This is a genomic window from Pontixanthobacter luteolus, from assembly GCF_947494915.1.
In the GTDB taxonomy this organism is placed as follows: Bacteria; Pseudomonadota; Alphaproteobacteria; order Sphingomonadales; family Sphingomonadaceae; genus Pontixanthobacter; species Pontixanthobacter luteolus.
In genome coordinates this window covers 168,417-190,322 of the sequence record NZ_CANLWR010000002.1, presented here as the reverse complement: position 1 = coordinate 190,322, position 21,906 = coordinate 168,417, and the positions used below count along the sequence as shown (strand labels likewise).

At 58.3% G+C, this 21,906-nt stretch carries 18 protein-coding genes and 1 tRNA gene; 13 read left to right on the top strand and 6 right to left on the bottom strand.

The window, feature by feature from the left end; all coding sequences use genetic code 11:
• Positions 1-93: 93 nt before the first annotated feature.
• From PO778_RS09765 to PO778_RS09755, 3 genes are read left to right on the top strand one after another with little or no spacing between them, the layout of a single operon-like run.
• A complete protein-coding gene (locus PO778_RS09765; protein WP_271439495.1) occupies positions 94-1,104 on the top strand; it encodes an NAD(P)H-dependent flavin oxidoreductase in 1,011 nt (336 codons plus the stop codon).
• Between the two features lies 1 nt (position 1,105).
• Positions 1,106-1,960, top strand: a complete 855-nt coding sequence (purU, locus tag PO778_RS09760) for a formyltetrahydrofolate deformylase (protein WP_271439494.1) — start codon at positions 1,106-1,108, stop codon at positions 1,958-1,960.
• Between the two features lie 5 nt (positions 1,961-1,965).
• Positions 1,966-2,754 carry an SDR family NAD(P)-dependent oxidoreductase gene (locus tag PO778_RS09755; RefSeq protein WP_160731401.1) on the top strand — a complete coding sequence of 263 codons (789 nt, stop codon included), beginning with the start codon at positions 1,966-1,968 and terminating at the stop codon, positions 2,752-2,754.
• Positions 2,755-2,764: 10 nt separating this feature from the next.
• Here PO778_RS09755 and PO778_RS09750 read toward each other — a convergent pair whose 3' ends face one another.
• From PO778_RS09750 to PO778_RS09740, 3 genes are all read right to left on the bottom strand, one after another.
• On the bottom strand, positions 2,765-3,046 hold the full coding sequence (locus PO778_RS09750) for a hypothetical protein (protein ID WP_160731402.1): 282 nt from the start codon (positions 3,044-3,046) through the stop codon (positions 2,765-2,767).
• Positions 3,033-4,457: an aldehyde dehydrogenase family protein gene (locus PO778_RS09745; RefSeq protein WP_160731403.1), complete on the bottom strand. Its 1,425-nt coding sequence runs from the start codon at positions 4,455-4,457 to the stop codon at positions 3,033-3,035. Before PO778_RS09745 ends, PO778_RS09750 begins: the two co-directional genes overlap by 14 nt.
• Positions 4,458-4,563: 106 nt before the next feature.
• Positions 4,564-6,705, bottom strand: a complete 2,142-nt coding sequence (locus tag PO778_RS09740; protein ID WP_438944393.1) for a PQQ-dependent dehydrogenase, methanol/ethanol family — start codon at positions 6,703-6,705, stop codon at positions 4,564-4,566.
• Positions 6,706-6,844: 139 nt separating this feature from the next.
• On the opposite strand from PO778_RS09740, the gene PO778_RS09735 reads away from it, so the two are divergent.
• Positions 6,845-7,774, top strand: coding sequence for a dienelactone hydrolase family protein (locus PO778_RS09735; protein WP_271439493.1), 930 nt, complete (start codon positions 6,845-6,847; stop codon positions 7,772-7,774).
• Between the two features lie 51 nt (positions 7,775-7,825).
• Here the strand turns inward: PO778_RS09735 and PO778_RS09730 are convergent, their stop codons facing one another.
• Positions 7,826-9,658, bottom strand: a complete 1,833-nt coding sequence (locus PO778_RS09730) for a sensor domain-containing diguanylate cyclase (RefSeq protein WP_271439492.1) — start codon at positions 9,656-9,658, stop codon at positions 7,826-7,828.
• A gap of 120 nt (positions 9,659-9,778) precedes the next feature.
• Here PO778_RS09730 and PO778_RS09725 point away from each other — a divergent pair, with 120 nt between their 5' ends.
• Positions 9,779-10,783 carry an SPFH domain-containing protein gene (locus PO778_RS09725; protein ID WP_271439491.1) on the top strand — a complete coding sequence of 335 codons (1,005 nt, stop codon included), beginning with the start codon at positions 9,779-9,781 and terminating at the stop codon, positions 10,781-10,783.
• Positions 10,783-11,274 carry an NfeD family protein gene (locus PO778_RS09720; protein ID WP_271439490.1) on the top strand — a complete coding sequence of 164 codons (492 nt, stop codon included), beginning with the start codon at positions 10,783-10,785 and terminating at the stop codon, positions 11,272-11,274. The genes PO778_RS09725 and PO778_RS09720 overlap by 1 nt, the downstream gene beginning before the upstream one ends.
• Position 11,275: 1 nt before the next feature.
• Here the strand turns inward: PO778_RS09720 and PO778_RS09715 are convergent, their stop codons facing one another.
• Positions 11,276-12,265 (bottom strand): complex I NDUFA9 subunit family protein, encoded by a 990-nt coding sequence (locus PO778_RS09715; protein ID WP_271439489.1) that lies wholly within the window; start codon positions 12,263-12,265, stop codon positions 11,276-11,278.
• A gap of 168 nt (positions 12,266-12,433) precedes the next feature.
• Here PO778_RS09715 and PO778_RS09710 point away from each other — a divergent pair.
• The 7 genes from PO778_RS09710 to PO778_RS09680 all read left to right on the top strand — a co-directional run bounded on the left by PO778_RS09710 (position 12,434) and on the right by PO778_RS09680 (position 21,013).
• Positions 12,434-12,520, top strand: a tRNA-Leu gene (locus PO778_RS09710).
• A 91-nt stretch (positions 12,521-12,611) separates the two neighbouring features.
• Positions 12,612-13,358: a DUF6538 domain-containing protein gene (locus tag PO778_RS09705; RefSeq protein WP_271439488.1), complete on the top strand. Its 747-nt coding sequence runs from the start codon at positions 12,612-12,614 to the stop codon at positions 13,356-13,358.
• A complete protein-coding gene (locus tag PO778_RS09700) occupies positions 13,351-14,040 on the top strand; it encodes a tyrosine-type recombinase/integrase (protein WP_271439487.1) in 690 nt (229 codons plus the stop codon). Before PO778_RS09705 ends, PO778_RS09700 begins: the two co-directional genes overlap by 8 nt.
• 397 nt (positions 14,041-14,437) lie before the next feature.
• Positions 14,438-15,997, top strand: coding sequence for a type I restriction-modification system subunit M (locus tag PO778_RS09695; protein WP_271439486.1), 1,560 nt, complete (start codon positions 14,438-14,440; stop codon positions 15,995-15,997).
• Positions 15,994-17,253: a restriction endonuclease subunit S gene (locus PO778_RS09690; protein WP_271439485.1), complete on the top strand. Its 1,260-nt coding sequence runs from the start codon at positions 15,994-15,996 to the stop codon at positions 17,251-17,253. The genes PO778_RS09695 and PO778_RS09690 overlap by 4 nt, the downstream gene beginning before the upstream one ends.
• Entirely contained in the window at positions 17,253-17,855 is a 603-nt protein-coding gene (locus PO778_RS09685; RefSeq protein WP_271439484.1) for a hypothetical protein, read from the top strand. Before PO778_RS09690 ends, PO778_RS09685 begins: the two co-directional genes overlap by 1 nt.
• Positions 17,855-21,013, top strand: coding sequence for a type I restriction endonuclease subunit R (locus PO778_RS09680; protein ID WP_271439483.1), 3,159 nt, complete (start codon positions 17,855-17,857; stop codon positions 21,011-21,013). Before PO778_RS09685 ends, PO778_RS09680 begins: the two co-directional genes overlap by 1 nt.
• Here PO778_RS09680 and PO778_RS09675 read toward each other — a convergent pair.
• Positions 20,994-21,653 (bottom strand): recombinase family protein, encoded by a 660-nt coding sequence (locus tag PO778_RS09675; protein WP_271439482.1) that lies wholly within the window; start codon positions 21,651-21,653, stop codon positions 20,994-20,996. The two genes, PO778_RS09680 and PO778_RS09675, sit on opposite strands and share 20 nt — an antisense overlap.
• Positions 21,654-21,906: the final 253 nt, after the last annotated feature.

Genomic DNA, 21,906 nt, shown 5'->3' with positions numbered 1-21,906 from the left:
GAGACAAGGTTCCGCCGACACAAGCCGGTCCGTGCGCCGACTGCGGCGCATCCCCCTCTTGCCGGGTGCCGCAGCGGCATCTAAGCGCGGCGGATGAGCGATTTTCCAAAGACAATGCGCCTGATGAAGCGCGGCACAGATTTCCTTGGCAGCGAATACGCAATCATGTGCGGCGCGATGAGCTGGGTGAGTGAGCGCAATCTCGTTTCGGCGATCAGCAATGCAGGGGGGTTTGGCGTGATTGCCTGCGGCGCAATGACGCCGGACCTGCTCGACACTGAAATAGCCGAAACGAAAAAGCTGACCGGCAAGCCCTTCGGCGTGAACCTGATCACCATGCACCCCCAGCTATTCGATTTGATCGAAGTTTGCGGCAAGCACGGTGTTGGCCATGTTGTTCTGGCTGGCGGCATTCCTCCGAAAGGCAGCGTCGAAGCGATCAAGGCGTTCGGCGCGAAAGTTATCGTGTTTGCGCCGACCCTGGCTTTGGCGAAAAAGCTGCTTCGTAGCGGCGGCGATGCGTTGGTTATCGAAGGGATGGAGGCTGGCGGCCACATCGGGCCGGTTTCAACCAGCGTGCTCGCGCAGGAATTTCTGCCCGAACTGTCGGAAGACCACCTCGTATTTGTCGCCGGAGGTATCGGGCGAGGGCAGGCGATTGCGGGCTATCTCGAAATGGGCGCGGTCGGTGTGCAGCTGGGCACCCGGTTCGCCTGTGCGGCAGAAAGCATCGCGCATGAAAACTTCAAGAAGGCCTTTTTCCGGGCAAACGCCCGCGACGCGATCACCAGTGTGCAGGTCGATCCGCGACTGCCGGTAATCCCGGTGCGTGCGCTGAAGAACAAGGGAACCGAAGAGTTCACCGCCAAACAGATCGAAGTCGCGAAATTGCTGGATGAAGGCACGGTCGAAATGGCCGAGGCGCAGCTGCAGATCGAACATTACTGGGCAGGCGCCCTGCGCCGTGCGGTGATCGACGGCGATGTCGAAAACGGGTCCATCATGGCCGGACAGTCCGTCGGGATGCTCAAGGCTGAAGAGCCTGTCGCCGACATCATGCAAAAGCTGATGACGCAAAGTGAAGAGGCGCTGACGCGGCGGTAAAATGTCCGATGCGCTGATCCTCACCCTGTCATGCCCGGACCGGCCGGGCATTACCGCCAATGTCACCGGCTTCTTGTTCGAACATGGCTGCAACATTCTGGAGGCGCAGCAATTCAACGACCGTGAAAGCGACGCGTTCTTCATGCGTATCGCTTTCAATCCCGCAGGTGCGTCGGCAGATGCCTTGCGCGCGGGGTTTGCCGCTTTCGCTTTGCGGCAAGAGATGGACTGGAAAATCGCGAGCCGTTCGCGCCCGCGCCGGGTCATGTTGATGGTGAGCAAGTTCGACCATTGCCTTGCAAGTCTGCTCTACCGCTGGCGGATCGGGGAGCTGGCGATGGATCCTGTGGCAATCGTTTCCAATCACCCCCGCGAAGCCATCAGCCATACCGATATCGGCGACGTCCCGTTCCATCATCTGCCAATCACGCGAGATACGAAGGATGAACAGGAAGCGCAGGTTCGCGCCATCGCAGATGAAACAGACGCGGAGCTGATCGTTTTGGCGCGGTATATGCAGATTTTGTCGGACCGGCAGGCTGCGTATTTTTCGGGGCGCTGCATAAACATCCATCACAGCTTTCTGCCGGGCTTCAAAGGCGCGAAACCGTATCATCAGGCGCACGCACGCGGCGTGAAGATGATCGGGGCGACGGCGCATTACGTAACCACCGACCTCGACGAAGGGCCGATCATCCATCAGGATGCCGAAAGCATCAGCCATGCGGACAGTCCCGATGATCTGGTACGCAAGGGCCGTGATATCGAAAACCGCGTGCTGGCAGAAGCGGTGCGATTGCATCTCGAGGAGAGGGTGCTGCTGAATGGTCAGCGCACTGTGGTGTTCAAGGGGTAGTTTAAATGTCCGAATTTCCATTGCCGAATGTTTCTAACGATCTGACCGGACGGGTCGCGCTGGTCACCGGCGCATCATCCGGCCTCGGGGAACGGTTCGCCCGGGTTCTGGCCTCGCAAGGTGCATCAGTCGCACTTTGTGCACGCCGTATAGACCGGCTGGAATCGCTAGCAGGGGAGATTACGGAAGCGGGCGGCAAGGCTGTGGCGGTCCAGATGGACGCTATGGATGCCGATGCGCTAGTCGCTGCGGTGGACGCGGCCGAGGCGGCTTTCGGCACGGTCGACATTCTCATCAACAATGCCGGCATCCCCGACGCGCAGCGCGCTCACAAGATGTCGGTCGATCTGGTGGACCGCGTGCTGGGCATCAATGTTCGCGCGCCGTGGCTGCTTTCAACCGAGGTCGCACGGCGCCTGATAGAGGCAAAGAAGCCCGGCAACATCGTCAACATCAGCTCGACCGCGCATTACCGTTACGATGGCGGCGGGGCAGCGCTCTATTCGGTCAGCAAGACCGCTGTTGCACGGATGACGGAAACGCTCAGCACCGAATGGGCCTATGCAAATATCAACGTCAACGCGATCGCGCCGGGAATGTTCGTCAGCGAAATGACCGACGGCATGTTCGAAAGAATTGGCGACCCGCGCGAATGGGTCGCCCGCAAGCGCGTGCCTGTGCCCGCCCAGCTGGACTCTACCCTGCTGTATCTGTGCAGCGCGGCCAGCGAATGCGTGACCGGCGCAGTGATCAAGGTTGATGACGGGCAAAGCGCGCGGATGCGGATGGGTTGAGCTACGGGCGCTAACCCGCCGATTTGCTCCACGGCCATCTGCGCGGTTTGCGTGCAGGGCCTGCTTCCCCGGTAATCTGGTAAAGATAGTTGCCAAGAACGCTCGCCTCGTTCCGGTCGAGCAGCAGCCGCATGATTTGCGGGCGCCCGCGCGGCGTCTTGCCGGGCGGGAAATATTCGAGCTTCAGATGTATTCGTCCCTCGATCTCAGACGAATCCCATCCGACCAAGACGCCGATCTGTTCGGTCGGCCGGTCGGATGGGGTCGTTATCGGATCTTCAGACCGCGGCATCTTTCTTGATCGTGATCACCTGCGGATAGGTAAATTCGCTCAGCCCTTCCTTGCCGTACTCAGCGCCGAAGCCGGACTGCTTGTGTCCGCCAAATGGCGCGAAGGGCGAGAGGTGGAGGAATTCGTTGATCCAGACTGTGCCGGTCTCAAGCTGTTCCGCAATTTCGACACCCTTGTCGGTGTCCTTGGTCCAGACAGCACCGGCAAGCCCGTATTCGGAATTGTTGGCACGCTCGATCACTTCGTCGGTGGTCGAGAATTTCATCAGCGGCATTACCGGCCCGAATTGTTCTTCTGCCACGATCCGCGCATCTTCCGGCGGATTGTCCATGATCGTGATCGGCACGTAATAGCCTGTACCAGACGGGTCGACATTGCCGCCTGTCAGGAATTTGTAGCCATTGTCTTTGGCATCCTGAATCAGTTCGCAAACGCGGTCGAACTGCTTCTTGTTCTGGATCGGACCGACACCAGTTCCCTGCTGCGCGCCATCGCCGACAACAACATTCTTGGCGACTTCAGCAATTGCAGCGCTCAGCTCGTCATAGATGTCTTCGTGGATGTAAATGCGTTTTGCAGCGACGCAGATCTGCCCTGCATTGCTGAAGCTGGACCAGAACAGCTGTTCGGCAACCTTCTGCACATCGGCATCGGGAAGAACGATCGACGCGTCGTTTCCGCCCAGTTCCAGCGTGATACGCTTAAGGTCCTTCGATGCGCCTTCCATGATCTTCTTGCCGGTCGCGGTGGAGCCGGTGAAGGTGATCTTGTCGATATCCGGATGCTCGGTGATCAGCGGGCCAAGCGTATCTTCGCCAGTGATGATGTTGACGACACCTGCTGGCGCGATGTCCTTGATCAGTTCGGCAATCCGCAGCGTAGCCAGCGGGGTGAACGGCGAAGGTTTCAGCACGATGGTGCAGCCCGACAGCAGGGCGGGGGCGATTTTCTGCATCGCCATCATAACCGGGAAGTTCCACGGCACGATTCCGCCGACAACACCAACCGGTACGCGGCGAGTACGGCTGAGGCGCTGGTCGCTGTCTTCGTTGATTTCGTCATCGAGGCTGAGCGTGGACTGCGCAGACATCATGCCAGCAGCGCCGTAAATTTCGCCCTTGGCTTGATCGTGAGGCTTCCCCTGCTCACTCGTCAGAAGGCGGAAAAGCTCGTCGGCGTTTTCCTTGATTGCGCCGGCCATGGCCTGGATCACTGCGCGGCGATCGTCGATCGGGGTCTTTGACCAAGTCTTGAACGCGGTGCGCGCGGCGGCGACAGCACGGTCAAGTTCGTCCTTCCCGCAGGACGGGACCAGGCCAATAACCTCTTCATTCGCTGGATTAAGAACTTCCATCGTGTCTGCTGTGCTGACGAGCTCGCCGCCGATCAGGTTCTGGTAAGTCTTGGTCATCGTAATCTCCCAATAATCCGTCTGGCCGCGCGGCTACGCGGCGTTGATTCGCTATGCCGCAAACCTAACACGCGGCAGGCTGAAACCTAAGTGAATTGGCGCGAACCTATTGTTCGGTGGACATCACCTTATCTTGATTGGCGCGGAATATGATCCACTCGCGGATCGCGTCGATCTGCTCCTTCGACAGCGAGCCTTTGAAGCTGGCCATTCCGTTATCCTGCAGTGCGCCGTCATGTACGATGCTGAGCCAGGCTGCCTTGTTTTCCAGCGTGCCGCTGCGCCGAAGATCGGGCAGCACGGTCGAACCGACTGCGCCTGGCGCATGGCATACCGCGCAGTAGCGGGCATAACTCTTGCCGCCAGCTGCGATAATGTCTGCCGAGGCGCGGCTGGGGGGCGGATCAAGCGGTGCGGTGGCCATATCCTGCGCTTCCGGTAGCGCAGATGTGCCGCCCAGTTTGAAAACCAGCATTCGGCTGACGTTGCGCACAGGTGCCTTGCGTTTCATCAATTCACCGTCGACTGACAATGCGTAGGCACCGCCCCAGCCAGCTAGCACAGCAACATATTGCTCGCCGTCAACGGTGTAGGTGATGGGCGGTGCGACCACGCCGGTTTGCGCAGGGAAGCTCCACAGCTTGTCGCCGGTTGCGGCATTGTAGGCGTTGAATTCGCTGCCAGCCGTACCCTGAAACACAAGGCCGCCAGCAGTCGCCAGCAGGCCGCCGTTCCACGGGCCCGGATGTTCGACGGTCCAGCGCGGCTCACCCTTTACAGGGTCCCAGGCGACCAGCATTCCGCGCAGCGTCCCTGCGACTTCGCGGCGGAAACCCTCATCAGGCGGAAGGTCTCCTGCGGCCAGATCAAAGCCGACATTGAAGCCGCGGTTTACATCGGGTTTCCAATCCGCTTCAGGCGCATACAACATCGCCGCTTCGAAAGCTGGAATGTAGACCAGACCTTCGCCCGGGTGAAACGCCATTGGGTGCCAGTTATGGCCGCCCAGTGCGCCGGGTGTCACCATCGCAGGCTTGCCGGTCTTGTCGATACGGGTTTCCGGGTTCTCTATCGGTCTGCCGTTTTCGTCGATGCCGGTGGCCCAGTTGAGAGTGACGTAGGGATCGCCGGAAATGAATTCGCCTGTTTCGCGGTCGAGCACGTAGAAGAAACCGTTTTTCGGCGCCTGCATCAGCACCTTTCGCTGCTCACCCTCAATCTCGAGATCGGCCAGCATGATGTGCTGCGTGGCCGTGTAATCCCATGTCTCGCCCGGTGTCGTCTGGTAGTGCCAGACATATTCGCCTGTCTCAGGCCGAACTGCGACGATGCTGGAAAGATAGAGGTTGTCGCCTTCGCCAGTGCCGTCTTCACCGGGCGAACGATAAGCGCGGTTCCACGGGCTGCCATTGCCAACCCCGACATAGAGCAGGTCCAGCTCCGGATCGTAGGCCATTGCATCCCACACCGTGCCGCCGCCGCCGATGCCGCTATCGCTGCCCAACACATCGCCCGACCAGGTTTCCGCCGCCTTGCGCAGATATTCGGGCGAATTCTCATCTTCATCGCCGCCCGGGACGGTGTAGAACCGCCATAATTCCTCTCCGCTATCTGCGTCATACGCGCCGAAATAGCCGCGCACGCCGAATTCAGCGCCCCCGCTGCCGATTAGCACCTTGCCATCGATAACCCTGGGCGCGCCGGTGATTGTGTAGCTCTTAGTCTGGTCGACGGTTACCTTTTCCCATTCGACCTTGCCGGTTTCACGGTCCAGCTTGACCAGCCTGCCGTCGAGCGTGCCGAGAAACAGCGCATCGCCCCATGCTGCAAGCCCGCGGTTCACGACATCGCAGCATGCCTTGACCCCGGTTTCGCCGGGTACTTCGGGATCGTAGGTCCAGATCTCTTCACCCGTTGCAGCGTTGTAGGCTTTCACCTTGCTCCATGCGGTGGTGAAATACATCACGCCGTCGATCACCAGCGGTGTCGATTCCTGACCGCGCGCGGTGTCCATATCGGCCGACCATGCGAGGCCAAGTTCGCCGACATTCTCGGTGTTGATCTTATCGAGAGGAGAGAACCGCTGCTCTTCGTAATTGCGGCCGTAGGTGATCCAGTTGGCATCATCTGCCTGTGCGCCCAGCAGGCGTTCTGCACTGATGCCGGCCTCGCTCATTTTCTCGCCGCAACCGGCAAGTGCCCCTGTAACGGCAAGCGCTGCAAACGCAGCGAACGCGATCTTCCTCATTTGGTTTCCCTCTCCCAAGGATTTTGCAGACCCTGTATTCAGTCGTCCTTTGCAACTGTTCTGCCGTATCTTGCAGCGCGAGTCCATTGCCTGCATGATCGGCAAGGGTCGGGCAGCAGAATGAAAACGGAGATGCAGGATGTGTGACGATTTCACCAAAGAGCAGGAAGACGAAGCAATCCGGCGGATGAAGCTGAGCCGCCGCCAGTTTGCCGCGCTCTCCGGTATTGCGGCGATCGCTGCCTGCGCGCCGAACGAAGTTGATGCGGTTTCAGGATCGGACCCGGGTCCAGGTACATCCTCTTCGCGCGAACCCCTGCTGCTGACCAAGGCGAGCGAAGTCTCTTTCGCGACCCCGGACGGCACCATGGACGCGTATTTCGTCCACCCGCACCCGGGCACAACGCGCAAGAAAAGCCCCGCAGTCATCATGTGGCCCGACATCGCTGGCCTGCGCGAAGCCTATCAGATCATGGCCACTCGGCTTGCAGAGCAGGGTTACGCAGTGCTTGCGATGAACCAGTACTACCGCAATGCCAAAGCGCCCGTGTTGGGGAGCTTCATGGAATGGCGGACTGACGCGGGCCGCGCGAAGCTGCGTCCGATGATTGATAATCTCGACAGTTTTGCAATTCGCCGAGATGCGCAGGCTGCTGTCGAGTTTCTTGACGCGCAGGACGCAGTCGATACGTCGCGCGGTATCGGATCATGCGGCTATTGCATGGGCGGGCCGTTCACCGTTTACAGCACCGCGGCGGTCCCGGGGCGGGTCAAGGCTGCTGCCAGTTTCCATGGCGGCGGATTGGTGCGTGACGATGCTGAAAGCCCTCACAAGTTGATGCAGAAAACACAGGCGAGCTACCTGTTCGCCATTGCCCAGAACGACGATGCAAAAGCGCCCGGTGACAAGACAGCGTTGAGGGCGGCATCGGAAAGCTCGGGTCGCCCCGCAGAGATCGAGGTCTACAACGCCGACCACGGTTGGTGCACCATCGATTCGCCGGTTTATGACGAGTTGGAGGCAGAGCGGGCCAAGGCGCGGATGCTGGCGCTGTTCGCGGGTTTATAGCCACTGGGTTCCGGGCGCGGGCCGCGCGGGAGGTGCTGTCTAACTGGTCCGTCAGCTCGCCAGGCGTAGCAGGTTCCGGCCATCGCTCTTGGCTTGGTAAAGCGCCGCATCGGCGGCCTGCATAAGCCACGTGTCGTCTGCACCGTCGCGGTGGGACGCGATGCCGATACTGACAGTGACAAGATCCAGTTCCTCGCCCGTCCAGTCGGCCAACTGGATTGCGATACGGACACGTTCGCAGATCAGCTTTGCAATTTCAGGTGCGGCGCCGGGCATGACAATCAGGAATTCTTCCCCGCCAAGGCGGCCAACGAAATCTTCCTCGCGCAGGGCGCTGGAGCACAGTGAGGCAACCTGTTGCAGAACATGGTCGCCGACTGCGTGCCCAAACCGGTCATTGATCGATTTGAAGTGGTCGACATCCAGAATTCCGACGGCCAGTTGCAAACCTTCAGCCTCTGCCACCTTGATCGCATCGGCGAGCACCATCATCGCCTTCCGGCGATTGGCGATACCGGTAAGCTGGTCGGTTTCCGCCAAGCGCATTGAATTTTCGGCTTCGCGCAAAGCGCTTTCGCGGGCCTGACGCAGTTCTTCGAGTATTTCGGTCTGCGCGGTTATGTCCTGCAGGGTTCCGAACAAGCCGGCGAAATTGCCGCGGTCGTCAAATCGCGCTTCACCGATGCTGGTGATGAACCGAACCTCGCCATCTGGCCGAACGACCCGGGCGTTGTAGGTAAATCCATCTTGCTGTTGGAGCGCCTGAAGCAAGGTCGTGCGCACATTCTCGCGGTCGTCTTCATGGTAAAGGTCCAGCGAGGTGCCCTGCTTGATCGCGCCGGTTTTTTCCGGCCTGAAATGATCCGCATCCAGCCCGTGAATCTGATAGACTTCGTTCGACCAGCCAAGCTCTGCGCCGTCGCTACCCACATGCCAATGGCCAAGTTTGGCAGAGCTTTCGGCAAGCTCAAGAAAGTAGTTCGATTCTGCATAGTTTGCGATCAGGCGCCGCTTTTGCTCCAACAGGGCGGAAAGCGGCCAGGCCGCGATCAACAGGCTAAGAAGATAGAATTGGAAAAAGAGCGTGCCTGCATTCCGGCCGCCCTCGATCAGCGGGACTGCGCCTGCGCCGCCGGCAAGCGTGAGGGTACCTGCCATCGCAACACTGAACACGCCTACCGCCGTACCCACGCCGCCCAGGCGGTAGGTCGCAATTAGAACCCCGATCAGCGGCAGGAACAGCAGCGGATACGCAGTCTGGCCGAATACGCCGGCACTCAGCGCGATGAGAATGACTGCAATTCCGAACGATTCAACCAGATTTTCCGTCGTTACACGAACCTTGTCAGAGGTAATTATCCGGACAACGGTGACGATCAGCGGGGTGACGATCAGCGTCCCCAGCAAAGTGGTCGTGGCCCAGGATTCGACGAATGGTACTGACAGCTTCCCGCTCAGGAAGCCGGCAATCAATGCAGCAGAGAGCGTGCCGATAATGGCGCTGCCGCAAAACCGGCCAACGCTGCTGAGGTTGGAAAAATTGCCGACCTGCCCGCTGGCCCGGCCGTAGAGGCAAAGCCATGTGATCATCAGCGCCTCGCAAACGTTGGCGATCGTGAACAGGGCTGCATCGGACCATGTGGCGTTCGCCTGGCCATTGGCAACAAAGCTGGCGAGTGCGATGCAGATCACAATGGCCGGGCGCTGCGGTTTTGAAGATAGCAGCAAAGCGGCCACGAACACTCCGCTTGAGGGCCAGATTGTCGCCAGGCCGCTTACGCCTTCTGTCAGGTACAGCGAAAGGGCCGCCAGTGCGTAATACGCAAGGCCGGCGGTAATCGCTGCGATCGGAAGTCGCGCGTAGAATGTGCGAAGCGCATCCATCCGCAGCCTTATGACCGGGGCTGGTAAAGGACTTGATAACCGTGTTGCCTGTTTTGCTGCCTGCTTTCCACCCGCGTCCGGTTGGTCTAGTGTCTGACCACGTTACTTGGGAGGAAGCCCATGGATATTCTTATCCTGATATTGCTGTTGTTGCTGATCGTCGCTGTTTTGTTCTCAACCGTTCGTGTCGTGAAACAGGGATTTGTCTATACGATTGAAAGGCTGGGTAAATTCACCAAACCTGCTGATCCGGGGCTGCATATCCTTATCCCGTTCGTCGACCGCATTGGTCACAAGATAAACATGATGGAACAGGTGCTGGACATCCCCGGCCAGGAAATCATCACCAAGGATAACGCCATGGTCGGCGTTGATGCGGTGGTCTTCTTCCAGGTCCTCGAGGCGGGCAAGGCGGCTTACGAAGTCAGCAATCTTTATGGCGCGATCATGGCGCTCACCACCACAAATCTGCGGACTGTGATGGGCAGCATGGATCTGGACGAAACACTTTCCAAGCGTGACGAGATCAACGCCCGCCTGCTGAGCGTAGTCGATCATGCAACGTCTCCATGGGGAATCAAGATTACCCGGGTCGAGATCAAGGACATCCGCCCTCCGATCGACATTTCGGAGGCGATGGCCCGGCAAATGAAGGCAGAGCGCCTCAAACGTGCTGAAATCCTCGAAGCCGAAGGCGACAAGAGCAGCGCGATCCTGCGTGCTGAAGGAAGCAAGCAATCCGCCATACTGAAAGCCGAAGGCCAGCGCGAGGCCGCCTTCCGCGACGCAGAGGCGCGCGAACGTGCGGCAGAAGCAGAGGCGAGGGCAACCCAGATGGTGTCGGATGCCATCGCCAGCTCCGGCAGCCAGGCGATCAATTATTTTGTGGCGCAGGAATACACCAAGGCGGTCGGCAAGTTCGCGGATAGCCCGAATGCCAAGACCATCCTGTTCCCGATCGAAGCCACGCAGTTGATCGGGTCGCTCGGCGGTATCGGCGAATTGATGAAAGATGTCGTTGGGGGTGAGGGCAGCGGCGCTCCGATCACCCGCGACACCGTTCCACAAAACACAGGCAAGCGACCGGTGCGCACAAGTGTTCCGCGCAGTTCGGGCAAAAGCTGATGGATTTGTTCGAGAATTTCGACCCGGTTTGGATCTGGCTGGCAGCCGGCCTTGCGCTTGCCGCGCTCGAAATGGTGGTCCCCGGGGTCTACCTGATCTGGCTCGCAGGCGCCGCCATCATCACCGGCGCACTCGCCTTTGTCTTGGACCTCGGCGTTTTGTTCCAGGTGATCAATTTCGTCTTTCTGGCCTTGATCATGGTCTATTCGGCGAAGCGTTGGCTTCGCGACCGTCCAATCGAAAGCTCCGACCCGTTGCTGAACAATCGCGGGGGCAGGATGGTCGGCGAAACAGCAGTTGTCGTGGCGCCGATCGATGGCGGGGAGGGGCGCGTGAAGTTCGGCGACAGCGAATGGATCGCGCGCGGTCCCGACTGTGGCGCTGGCACCCGAGTGCGAATTACTGCCGCCAAGGGACCGATCCTTGCGGTCGAACCGATCGCGGCAGGCGCGAATTCAGATGCGTCTTCCGGAACGCTGACCGAAACGTAAATCAGCCTTTCGACGGAATGGTGAACCGCCCATGCTTACGATAGGGTGTCATCCACCGGTCGAGATACAGGCTCAGGGGTTTTGGCTCGATCCCCAGCTTGGAAAACCCTGCCGCGCCTTTCGATACGACGCTGCCCTTTTTCAGCAGCGTCCATTGATCGCTGTCCATCGGGGTCAGCGGTAGCGCTGCAAAAATGCCCGATATTGCGTCCGGCATGGGCAGGAAAGTGCGTGAACGCTGCTGCGCGGCAGCAATCCGCTCATTGATTTCCATCATGGTCAGCTGTTCGGGTCCGCCCAGCTCATATGTCTTTCCGCCGTGTTTTGCCGGATCGGACAGTGCGACGACGGCCGCTTCCGCAACATCATCCACGTAAACAAGCTGCAGTTTCGATTCCGGCGCAAACACCGGCAATATCGGCAGTGCCTGAATGAGCCCGGCAAACATGTTGATGAAATTGTCATCCTTGCCGAACACGATTGAGGGCCGCAGGATTGTCGCTTTCGGGAAATGGTCTTTCACCAGCTGTTCGCCGAGGGCCTTGGCCTGCGCGTATTCGGTTTCACTGCCGCCGTCCGCACCGATGGCGCTGATCTGAACGAATGCCTGCGCCCCGGTTTCTTTGGCCAGCCGGGCAATGCGGCCTGACGCCTCGCCCATCAATTCCATCAAATTGCCATCGAACGAACCGACCAGGTTTACGACTGCATCGGCGCCTTCGACGACCGCAGCGACACTGGCCTCTTTCAGAACATCGCAGCGGACAAACTGGATCTGACCAAGGTTTGCGAGCGGCTTCAGGTTCATTGCCTTTTCGGGGTGACGCCCGGCAACCCGCAAACGCGCGCCCCGCTCCAGCAAGGCCTGAGCAACGTAATTGCCGAGGAAGCCGGTTCCGCCCATCAGGACGACTAGCTTGCCATTGAGTGGATCGGATTTCGCCATGGAGAAGGCCCTTAGAAGTGTGTCGTTCGAATTGCACCGCGCCATGCCTCAACGCGCCCCTGGCCGCAACTGTTCCTGTGCGGATGACGCTGCGAACATCCATTCACAGCTAATCTCCTGCAGATGATCCATTTTCGTTGACAGACCGCAGGCACGCCCGCTATCGGCCCGCTCCTACGGCGAGACGGCATCCGATGACCGACTCGCAAGTGGGCCCAGATGGCGGAATTGGTAGACGCGCTAGCTTCAGGTGCTAGTATTCGCAAGGATGTGGAGGTTCGAGTCCTCTTCTGGGCACCAGTCTCTTTCAAGCAATTGAAAGTAAAAGAAAACCTTGAAATCTAATGGCTTTATTACGGGTGACTGTTACAAACGTAACAGGAGTACCACTATGTGTACCTATCTACAGCCTCACCAAGGTGGCTATTATTTTCGACGCGGTGTGCCGAAAGATATTCAACATCTTTTCCTAACGGCTTCGGGCAAGCCGCGCACAGTTTGGCGTTGGTCTTTACGGCTAAAGGATCGAGCGCAGGCAAAGCTACTGATCCCTGCCTGCGTGATAAAGACCGATGGCTTGATAACTCGTGCTCGTGCTGCCCTTGCTGAAGCAAAGGACGAAAAACCGGCTAGACCAACAGCGGCGCAGAATATTGCCTCGCAGAACGTCGCAGACGAGATGCAGCGCCAAAGCTGCGAGGCTGCAGAGTTCTTTGAGCGCGAGTTTTCCATCGAAGAAGTGCGGGCCGCAAATGATCCTGCCATTACGCGGGAGTTAGAAATCCGAGCAGAGCAGGGTTTGGAGCTTCGTCGATTGCAGGAGAAGAGAGAAGACAGGGAGCTTTTGGCACTGGCCAAGGCTGAGCGACATGTTTCTCTTATTGACCTCTTTGAGGGCTACGCTGCAATCCCTGGCCGAAGCCCCAAGACCATCGCCCAGTGGCGACCGTACTTTAAGAAGCTCACTGATTTTCTGGGTGACGACAACGCACACAACATCACCAGCAATCAACTAACTGATTGGCGCAAGCACCTTCGAGATAAAGTTACCTATCCGGGGAAAGCGGCTGGCTCCAAAAACGATCAATGGGAGTTATCTCGGCGCGCTAAGCACAGTACTTGCTTGGGCGATGGATGACGGTTTGATTGAGAGCAACCCGATGATTGGCGTACAGAAGGTCAAAGCTCCAAAGGTGCTAAGGCTCAGGGGCAAGGAGTTCAGATCAATAGAAGCTCGCACGATCTTATCGGCCTCAATGCTTCCTGTCGAAGGGGCTGCTAGGCAGGAGTGGCGCGATGCCAAACGTTGGTGTCCATGGCTGATGGCTTACACTGGTGCGCGGGTAAATGAGATTACCCAACTACGCAAAAAAGACATTGTCGAAGAGGACGGTGTCTTTGCCATAATCCTTACTCCCGAAGCGGGCTCAATCAAGGCTAAGGAAGCGCGCACGGTGCCGATACACCCTCACCTCGTGGAGCAGGGCTTCTTAGCTTTTGTTAGGGGTAGGGGAGATGGTCCCCTATTCTTCGACCCTTCGCGCCGCCGGAGTGACAATGCGATAAATAGGCAAGCCAATCGACTAGGCACTAAGCTCGCCGAGTGGGTAAGATCGCTAGGTATTGAGGGGGTAATGCCTAATCATGCGTGGCGGCACCTGTTTAATACCTTGTCGGGCCAGCACAGACTTGACCATCGGATCACAATGGCAATTATGGGTCATTCATCCGGCCAGGTGAACCAAAGCTATGGTTCGGTGCCGTTATCTCGAAAAGCTGAGGAAATCGGCAAGCTGCCCCGTTTTGAGGTTGCGCTTTGATGGCCCGCAACGGTCCTTTGGGGCGCAGTCGGCAATGCCAGCGCTTCGGGTCACTTCGGGTCCTTAGAGGAGCTTAAAACGTGACAGATGGTCCAGCCGGATAAGGACGCAAAGGGTTGTCTATCTTCTATCTCATCAATCCATGCATCAATCTTAAATATCATACCGGCGGGCCCCACGGGGGGTATCCAGGGTTAACTCTATGGGTAACCATAGGTTTTCCTTAGTTGTCACTTGGACAAGTCACGAAACCATTGTTCGAGACGGTATCAATTCAATTCTGGTTGCTATGACTGCGTATTTGTCCAAGACCGATTGAGTGCTTCCCCTTTACGCATCATTTTGGCATCAAAGGAGAAACCCCAGAAATATCTGGGATATACCCTAGGGGAAATCTGTGGCTGTTGATCTTCAAGACCTTTCCAAGCGCCTGTTCCAAGCTGCGAACCAGCTCTGGACCAATACGGCGCTGCGGCCTGATCAATATGCCCAGCCTGTCCTTGCGCTGATTGCATTGCGGCAGATGGAGGCGAAGTTTGACCAGGTGCACGCTGAGCTTTCCAAGACCTTCACCGGGCGGCTCACGCCTACCCCTCAGGATTACCATGGGCACGGCGCGGTTTACCTGCCCGATACGGCCCGCTTGTCCTACCTGCTGACGCTGCCAGAGACCGAGAACCTGGCAGAAGCGCTGAACGAGGCCATGAAGGGCATCACAGAGCACAATCCAGACTTGGCAGGTGTCATGCCCCAAGGATACGGTTCGCTGCCTGACAAGGTCCTCAGGGAGCTCCTACGCATACTCCAGCCCCTCAACGTGGATGGCGACGCGTATGGTGCGATCTTCGAATACTTCATGGGCGAGTTCGCCTCGGCCTACATGCAAAAGGGCGGGGAGTATTTCACGCCTTCGTCCATCGTGAAGCTGATCGTCGAGGTGATCGAGCCCTACCACGGGAAAATCTTCGACCCTGCCTGCGGATCGGGCGGGATGTTCGTCCACTCTGCCGACTTCGTCATGCGCCATCACAAGACCCCCAGCCGCGAACTGAGCGTCTACGGGATCGAGAAGATGGAGGACACGCAGAAGCTGTGCCGCCTGAACCTCGCGGTCCATGGGATGTCGGGGGACATCGTGGTGGCCAACAGCTACTATGAAGACCCGCACCAGATGGTCGGCAAGTTCGACTTCGTTATGGCGAACCCTCCGTTCAACCAGTCCCAGGTGGATACCGAAAGGCTGGTCAACGAGGCGGGCCATGTGGACGCTCGGTTCTCGCTGGGCATCCCCACCGTCAACAACGCGAACTACCTGTGGGTCGGCCTTTTCCATGCGGCGCTGAACGATACGGGCCGTGCAGGCTTCGTCATGGCCAACTCGGCCTCTGATGCCGGAGGATCGGAGCGCGAGCTGCGCAAGAAGCTGGTGCAGTCGGGATCGGTCGACGTCATCATCTCCACCTCGCCCAACATGTTCTTCACGGTGACCCTGCCGGTGACCCTGTGGTTCCTCGACAAGGCCAAGGCGAAAGGCGAGCGGGCAGACGAGGTGCTGTTCATCGACGCACGGCACATCTTCAAACAGGTGACCCGGGCGCACCGCGAGTACATGCCAGAGCAGATCGAGTTCGTCGGCAACATCGTGAGGATGTGGCGCGGTGAGGACATGGAGACCGTCCAGGGCAGTGCCGAGATGATGGCAGAGACCTTCGGTGAGGATGGCTTCAAGGACATCGCAGGCCTCTGCAAGGTCGCCAGCCGGTCGGACATCGAGGCGCAGGACTGGAGCCTCAACCCAGGGCGTTACGTCGGTGTTGCGGCAGGTGAGCAGATCGACGATGTCGACTTCAAGGAGCGGCTGGAGGGACTGCAGGAAGAGCTGGAGGTGCTGAACGCTGAGGCTGCGCGCCTGCAGGAGACCATCGCGCAGAACGTGGCAGAGGTGCTTCAAGGATGACCTTTGAAATACGCCGAGCAGCACTGCAAGATTTATGTGCTCTGGTTACAGATGGTACGCACGATAGTCCGAAGCTTCGAGAAGATGGCGTACCATTCATCAAGGGCAAACACATTTCCAGCGGACGAATTGACTTCGATACTTGCGATTTTATTTCCTACGAAGATCACCTCGAAGTCATTGCAAGATCGAAACCAGAACGCGGCGACACACTTTTTTCCAATATAGGGTCAGTTGGAGATGCGGCGTACGTCAACACCGATGTTGAGTTCAGCATTAAGAACGTTGCGCTTCTGAAGCCTGATCCGTCACAGATTGACCCGCTCTATCTGTTCTATCTTGTTCGGTCGGACAAAGTTAAAGGGGAGATACTTGCTGCAAAGTCAGGTTCGGCCCAGCAGTTTATCTCGCTTGGCTCTCTCAGAAAACATCAAGTCGATGTCCCGGCTTCATTAGAGACCCAGCAGCGCATCGCGGCGATCCTTGGGGCCTATGATGACCTGATCGAGGTCAACCGGCGGCGGGTGGCGGTGCTGGAGGAGATGGCGCGGGGGCTGTTCGAGGAGTGGTTCGTCCGCTTCCGCTTCCCTGGCCACGAGGATCTACCCATCGTCGACACCCCCGATGGCCCGCTGCCTGAGGGGTGGGCTTATGGGCATCTAAGGGACGTCTTGGCGCTAGGGTCTGGCTTTGCCTTCAAAAGTACGACTTTCGTTGATGAAGGTCAGTATTCCATCGTTACCATCAAGCATGTCCATGATGGACTTCTGAAGCCCCCATTTTTGAGTAAGATCAACGAGCTGCCGCCCAAGATGCCTGCCCACTGCAAAATCAAGCAAGGAGACATCTTGGTGTCTCTTACGGGGAACGTGGGACGGACGTGTTTGGCATGGGGAGAAGAGCTTTTGCTCAACCAGCGCGTGGCCAAAGTTGATCCTGCAGCCGAGCGGTATCGATCCTTCGCCTATTGCTGGTTCCGATCTTCGAATACCCTCAAGCGGCTCCAGAATATTGCGAATGGGGCTGCTCAGCAAAATCTCAGCCCAGTGCAGACCGTTGGTCTCACGCTGCCCATTCCACCAGCTTCGGTGGCCGAACACTTCGAGAAGGTGGTCAATCCAATCCTTGATAGCATCGTGACAGGGCATCGAAGCACCGAGGTACTTCAACGGCAAAGAGACCTCCTGCTCCCTCGCCTCATCTCCGGCCAACTCTCCGTCCAGACTGCCGAACGCCAACTGGAGGACGCCGCCTGATGGGGCAAATCGCGCCAGAGCAAGCGGAGTGGGCAGTCGTTGATCGGTTACGTCAGATGCTCGAAGCCCCTGAGGGAGCATATCTCGCTTCTCAATCCTACGCCCTGTTCTCCAGCATCCTGTGCTGGGCAATGCAGCACATGCGCATCCACGCGGACTACCAGCTCACCGACGGCGATGGAGCTGCTAGTGCGCTAATGGCGGAACTTGAGAATGAGCAGGTCAACATTGAGCCTTGGTGCGTTTGTTCGGAACCAGCAGGGCCTGTCGAAGGACGCGGCTTGACCGTCCCGCCACCTGAAGGGTTCGAAAATCATAGTGCAGCTCGCCTGCTTCGGAATCTGCGTGACGCGATGGCTCATGGTGATGCTCGAAAGGTGCAGCCCTTCAACCATGGGGAAATCTTGGTGGGCTTCACGTTCAATTGCTCGGAACTAAAGAAGCGGAAAGTCGACTGGCAGGGGCGGATTGTTCTTCTGCGAGCAGACATGCAGCGGATTGGGTGCTCTCTCGCTTCCCGGTATTGCGCTGCAATCAAGGCTGCGGATCAGAGTGGCGAACTTGAAGCTCGCGCTGCCGCCATGATCGAGGACGCCGCTTAGTGGCTCCCTCCCTCTCCGGTCTCGTCGCCTCCGAAGATGGCATTATCGAACGGCCTGCACTCGCGCTGCTGGAGGAGCTAGGCTGGGAGTGTGTGAACCTTTATGATGACAAGGTCGGACCTGAGAACATCTATGGCCGCACAAGCCTGAAGGAACCGCACCTACCCGCTAGGCTGCGCATGGCTCTCGCCAAACTCAACCCAGGCCTTCCCCAGGAAGCCCTGAAGCTGGCTGAGGAAGAGCTGACACGGGACCGCAAGGCAGTTTTACCCGTTGCGGCCAATCGCGAGATTCTCAGGCTCCTGCGCGAAGGCGTCAGGGTCGAGGTGAAAAACGACCAGGGCAAGTTCGAAGACGTGCTAGTTCGGGTGATCGACTGGAAGAACCCGGCCAACAACGACTTCCTCGCAGCCAATCAAGTTTGGATCGAGGGCGTGCTGCATACAAGGCGACCCGATACCATCGGTTACGTCAACGGATTGCCGCTGCTCTTTGCCGAGTGGAAAGCGCCGACCACTCCGTTCTCTGAGGCCTACGAGAAGAACCTTCGCGACTACAAAGACGCGATACCTCAGCTCTTCCATGCCAATGGCTTCGTGATCCTGTCCAACGGGCTGGAGACCCGCATGGGCGGGAGCCATGCCCCCTACCAGTTCTTTTCGCCATGGAAGAAGCTGGAGGAGGGAGGACCCGAGGACCCGAGCCTGGAGACTATGCTGAGGGCGACCTGCGAGCCTAGCCGCCTCCTCGACATGATCGAGAGTTTCGTCTTGTTCGACGAGGGCAAGGGCGGCCTCGCGAAGATCATCGGACGCTACCACCAGGTGCTAGGGGTCAATCGCGCTATCGAGGCGGTGCGGCACGTAGAGGAGAACGAGGGACGCCTCGGCGTGTTCTGGCACACCCAAGGCTCAGGCAAGAGCTTGTCGATGGTGATGTTCGCAGAGAAGGTCCTGCGGCGCATGGGGGGCAACTATACCTTCGTGATCGTGACCGACCGGACCGAGCTGGACGACCAGATTGCAGGCCAGTTTGCAACGGCTGGGGCGCTCACTAAGGATACCCATCAAGCCCAGGCGGGAAGCAGGGTGCATCTACGGGACTTGCTCGCCGGTAACGAACGCTACGTCTTCACGCTGATCCAGAAGTTCTCGACCGATGACCAGGAGCCAATGCCGGTTCTGTCAGAGCGTTCGGACATCATCGTGATGACCGATGAGGCCCATCGGAGCCAGTACGCTCAACTTGCGGCCAACATGCGCAAGGCACTGCCCAATGCAGCCTTCATCGGCTTCACCGGCACCCCGTTGATCCAAGGCGAGGAGAGCCGGACCAAGGAAGTCTTCGGCGATTACGTCTCGGTCTACGACTTCGCCCAATCGGTGAAGGATGGGGCGACGGTCCCGCTGTACTACGAAGGCCGCAAGCCGGAGCTGCAGCTCAATTCCCATGAGCTTCAGGAGGAACTCGATGGGCTTCTCGACGAGGCCGCCTTGGACGAGGAACAGGAGAAGAAGCTCAGCCAGCAGTTTGGGCGGCAGTACACTCTCATCACCAACCCCGACCGCCTCGACAAGGTGGCCGAGGACTTGGCCCTCCACTTTGCCCAGCGAGGCTATCGCGGCAAGGCAATGTTCGTGGCCATCGACAAGGCCACGGCGGTCGCAATGTACGATAGGGTCAAGGCTGCGGTTGCGCGCTTGATTGAGCAAGACGAACTCAGGTTGAAGAGTGCGCACGAAGCAGAAGGAGCGGCTATTGCTGAGCGGCTGGTGTGGCTGCGAGAGCTTGATATGGCAGTGGTGGTTAGCCAGGGCCAGAACGAGGTCGACGACCTGAGGCAGAAGGGCCTCGACATCCTGCCGCACCGTGAGCGGATGCAGAAGCAAGACCTGGAGACCAAGTTCAAGGACAAGGACGACCCGCTGCGCCTGGTGTTCGTCTGCGCCATGTGGATCACTGGTTTTGATGTGCCCAGCATTGGCACGATCTATCTCGACAAACCGATGAAGTCGCACACCCTTATGCAGACCATCGCCAGGGCAAACCGGAAAGCCGAGGGCAAGACCTCGGGGGTCATCGTCGACTACGTTGGTGTCTTCCAAAACCTGCAGAAGGCGCTGGCCGTTTACGCTGGCGGGCGAGGCGATGGCGAGACGCCAATCAAAGATAAAGAGGAGCTCGTTCGCGCACTGGAGGGGGCGCTGGAAACGGTCAGGGCCTTTGTTGAACCGTACGAAGTCGATCCCGAGGGCATCATGGATGCGCGGGACTTTGAGCGCCTGAAGCTCATCAATGAAGCTGTGGAGGCACTTGTGGCTCCAGAGGATCGCCGAAGGGAGTTCCTGAGGCTCGCCGGAGGTGTGACCAAGGCATACAAGGCGTTGTTGCCAGATGAGCGTGCATCGCCTTTCCTAAGGCCCGTTGCAGTCTTCCATACCCTAGCCGAGGCCGTCCGAGCCAAGCTTGGTCCTGTCGACATCTCGGCCATATCGGCAAGGATTGCCCAACTGCTCGACGAGAAGCTCGAAGGGGTCGCGATTGTCACTCCGATAGTTGAAGGGGACACGGCAGAGGGTAGGGTCGACCTGTCGGGGATTGACTTCGAGAAGCTCGCCAGCTTGTTCGAGACTAGCCCTAAGGTCGCGACCGAGAAGATGCGCGAGGCGGCTGAGGAGAAAGCTAGGCAGATGGCCGAAGCAAACCCGACGAGAGTGGGGTTCGTAGAGCGGCTGGAAAAGCTGGTGGCCGATTACAACACAAGCTCCATCGACGCCGAGAAGTTTTTTGAGGGGCTGAAGGAGTTCATCCAGAGTCTAGATAAAGAAGATCAGCGGGCAGCTAGGGAAGAGCTAACCGAAGGCGAGCTTGCAATCTTTGACCTACTGACAACACCGGAGCCCAAGCTCACCAAAGCTCAGGAGAGGGAGGTGAAGCAAGTGGCCCGCGCGCTGTTAGAAAAGTTGCAGGGACTGGTCGATGCCGTCGATTGGCTTCGTGGCCAAGAAACCCGTGGCGCTGTTTGGACCGCAATCAGGGTCGGACTCAACGAGCTGCCTGAAACGCCGTATCCGAAGGGGCTATGGGATACGAAGGTTGAGCAAGTCTGGGACTTCGTGCTCCAGCGGTATGGAGACCCTAGAGCCCCAGTCGCTTAAGGGCACGGTGAAGGTTGGCAGGATGCCAAGTACCGCCACAAGGAGAGTGAACTTTTTCGGCATTTAAAGCTGCAACCATTTTTCGGATGCTCAGCCCTTCTGCTCGCATCATGGACAGGCGATTGGAAACGGGCTCAAGTCGAGCCTTCGCCTCCACCTTGTTGCGCATAGCGAGATGTTTGCCGTTTCGTCCTAAGACGGTCCCCCTCGCTTTGGCAGCAGCAAGAGCCGCCTTGGTCCGCTGCGAGATTATCTCTGCTTCTTTCTCGGCAAGGGCTGCATAGAGGTGGAGTTGGAATCTATCGGCGTTGGGCATGTCGGCAACTGCGAAGTCTACGCCGGTTTCCATCAATCCGGAAATGAAGTGAACGTTGCGCGCTAGCCTATCGAGTTTCGCAAGGACGAGTTTGGCCTTGCCTTTCTTGGCTTCAGCCAGCGCTGCAAGGAGCTGTGGACGCTTTGTGAGCGCATTGCTCCCTTTGCCCGTCTCGACCTCTACGAACTCACCTACAAGCTCTAGCCGAGCCTCTGCGGCGTATCTGGCAACGGCTTCGCGTTGCGCCTCTAGCCCTAGTCCGCTTCGACCTTGCCTAATTGTCGATACTCGAAGGTAGGCAATTGCGTTCCGTTGATCCGTCATGTTCCAGCCTTACTGTTCACAGGTAAACCTCCGTATACCTGTGAACGATAAGGTCAAGCTGCTTGGTTCAATCTCAGCGTTGCCCCCACCAGCAAGACATTGGTGGGGGGGTATGGGGGTAAATGCGCTCAAAAAATTTCAGGAGTGTAGGCTTGTGAGGCCAGACCAATATCAGGCCGACGACTGCCAGTGTTAGAAACTAGAAACGCAGCGCACTGCGGTTCTTTCTCAAAGGAAAACCGCGTGGTAGGCA

Excerpts from the sequence above, each read along its gene's own strand:
- PO778_RS09730 (WP_271439492.1), bottom strand. The coding sequence starts at position 9,658 with ATGGATGCGCTTCGCACATTCTACGCGCGACTTCCGATCGCAGCGATT.
- PO778_RS09725 (WP_271439491.1), top strand. The coding sequence starts at position 9,779 with ATGGATATTCTTATCCTGATATTGCTGTTGTTGCTGATCGTCGCTGTT.
- PO778_RS09715 (WP_271439489.1), bottom strand. The coding sequence starts at position 12,265 with ATGGCGCGGTGCAATTCGAACGACACACTTCTAAGGGCCTTCTCCATG.
- PO778_RS09755 (WP_160731401.1), top strand. The coding sequence starts at position 1,966 with ATGTCCGAATTTCCATTGCCGAATGTTTCTAACGATCTGACCGGACGG.
- PO778_RS09745 (WP_160731403.1), bottom strand. The coding sequence starts at position 4,457 with ATGACCAAGACTTACCAGAACCTGATCGGCGGCGAGCTCGTCAGCACA.
- PO778_RS09735 (WP_271439493.1), top strand. The coding sequence starts at position 6,845 with ATGTGTGACGATTTCACCAAAGAGCAGGAAGACGAAGCAATCCGGCGG.
- PO778_RS09700 (WP_271439487.1), top strand. The coding sequence starts at position 13,351 with ATGGATGACGGTTTGATTGAGAGCAACCCGATGATTGGCGTACAGAAG.
- PO778_RS09720 (WP_271439490.1), top strand. The coding sequence starts at position 10,783 with ATGGATTTGTTCGAGAATTTCGACCCGGTTTGGATCTGGCTGGCAGCC.
- purU (WP_271439494.1), top strand. The coding sequence starts at position 1,106 with ATGTCCGATGCGCTGATCCTCACCCTGTCATGCCCGGACCGGCCGGGC.
- PO778_RS09750 (WP_160731402.1), bottom strand. The coding sequence starts at position 3,046 with ATGCCGCGGTCTGAAGATCCGATAACGACCCCATCCGACCGGCCGACC.
- PO778_RS09690 (WP_271439485.1), top strand. The coding sequence starts at position 15,994 with ATGACCTTTGAAATACGCCGAGCAGCACTGCAAGATTTATGTGCTCTG.
- PO778_RS09740 (WP_438944393.1), bottom strand. The coding sequence starts at position 6,705 with ATGAGGAAGATCGCGTTCGCTGCGTTTGCAGCGCTTGCCGTTACAGGG.
- PO778_RS09765 (WP_271439495.1), top strand. The coding sequence starts at position 94 with ATGAGCGATTTTCCAAAGACAATGCGCCTGATGAAGCGCGGCACAGAT.
- PO778_RS09685 (WP_271439484.1), top strand. The coding sequence starts at position 17,253 with ATGGGGCAAATCGCGCCAGAGCAAGCGGAGTGGGCAGTCGTTGATCGG.
- PO778_RS09705 (WP_271439488.1), top strand. The coding sequence starts at position 12,612 with ATGTGTACCTATCTACAGCCTCACCAAGGTGGCTATTATTTTCGACGC.
- PO778_RS09675 (WP_271439482.1), bottom strand. The coding sequence starts at position 21,653 with ATGACGGATCAACGGAACGCAATTGCCTACCTTCGAGTATCGACAATT.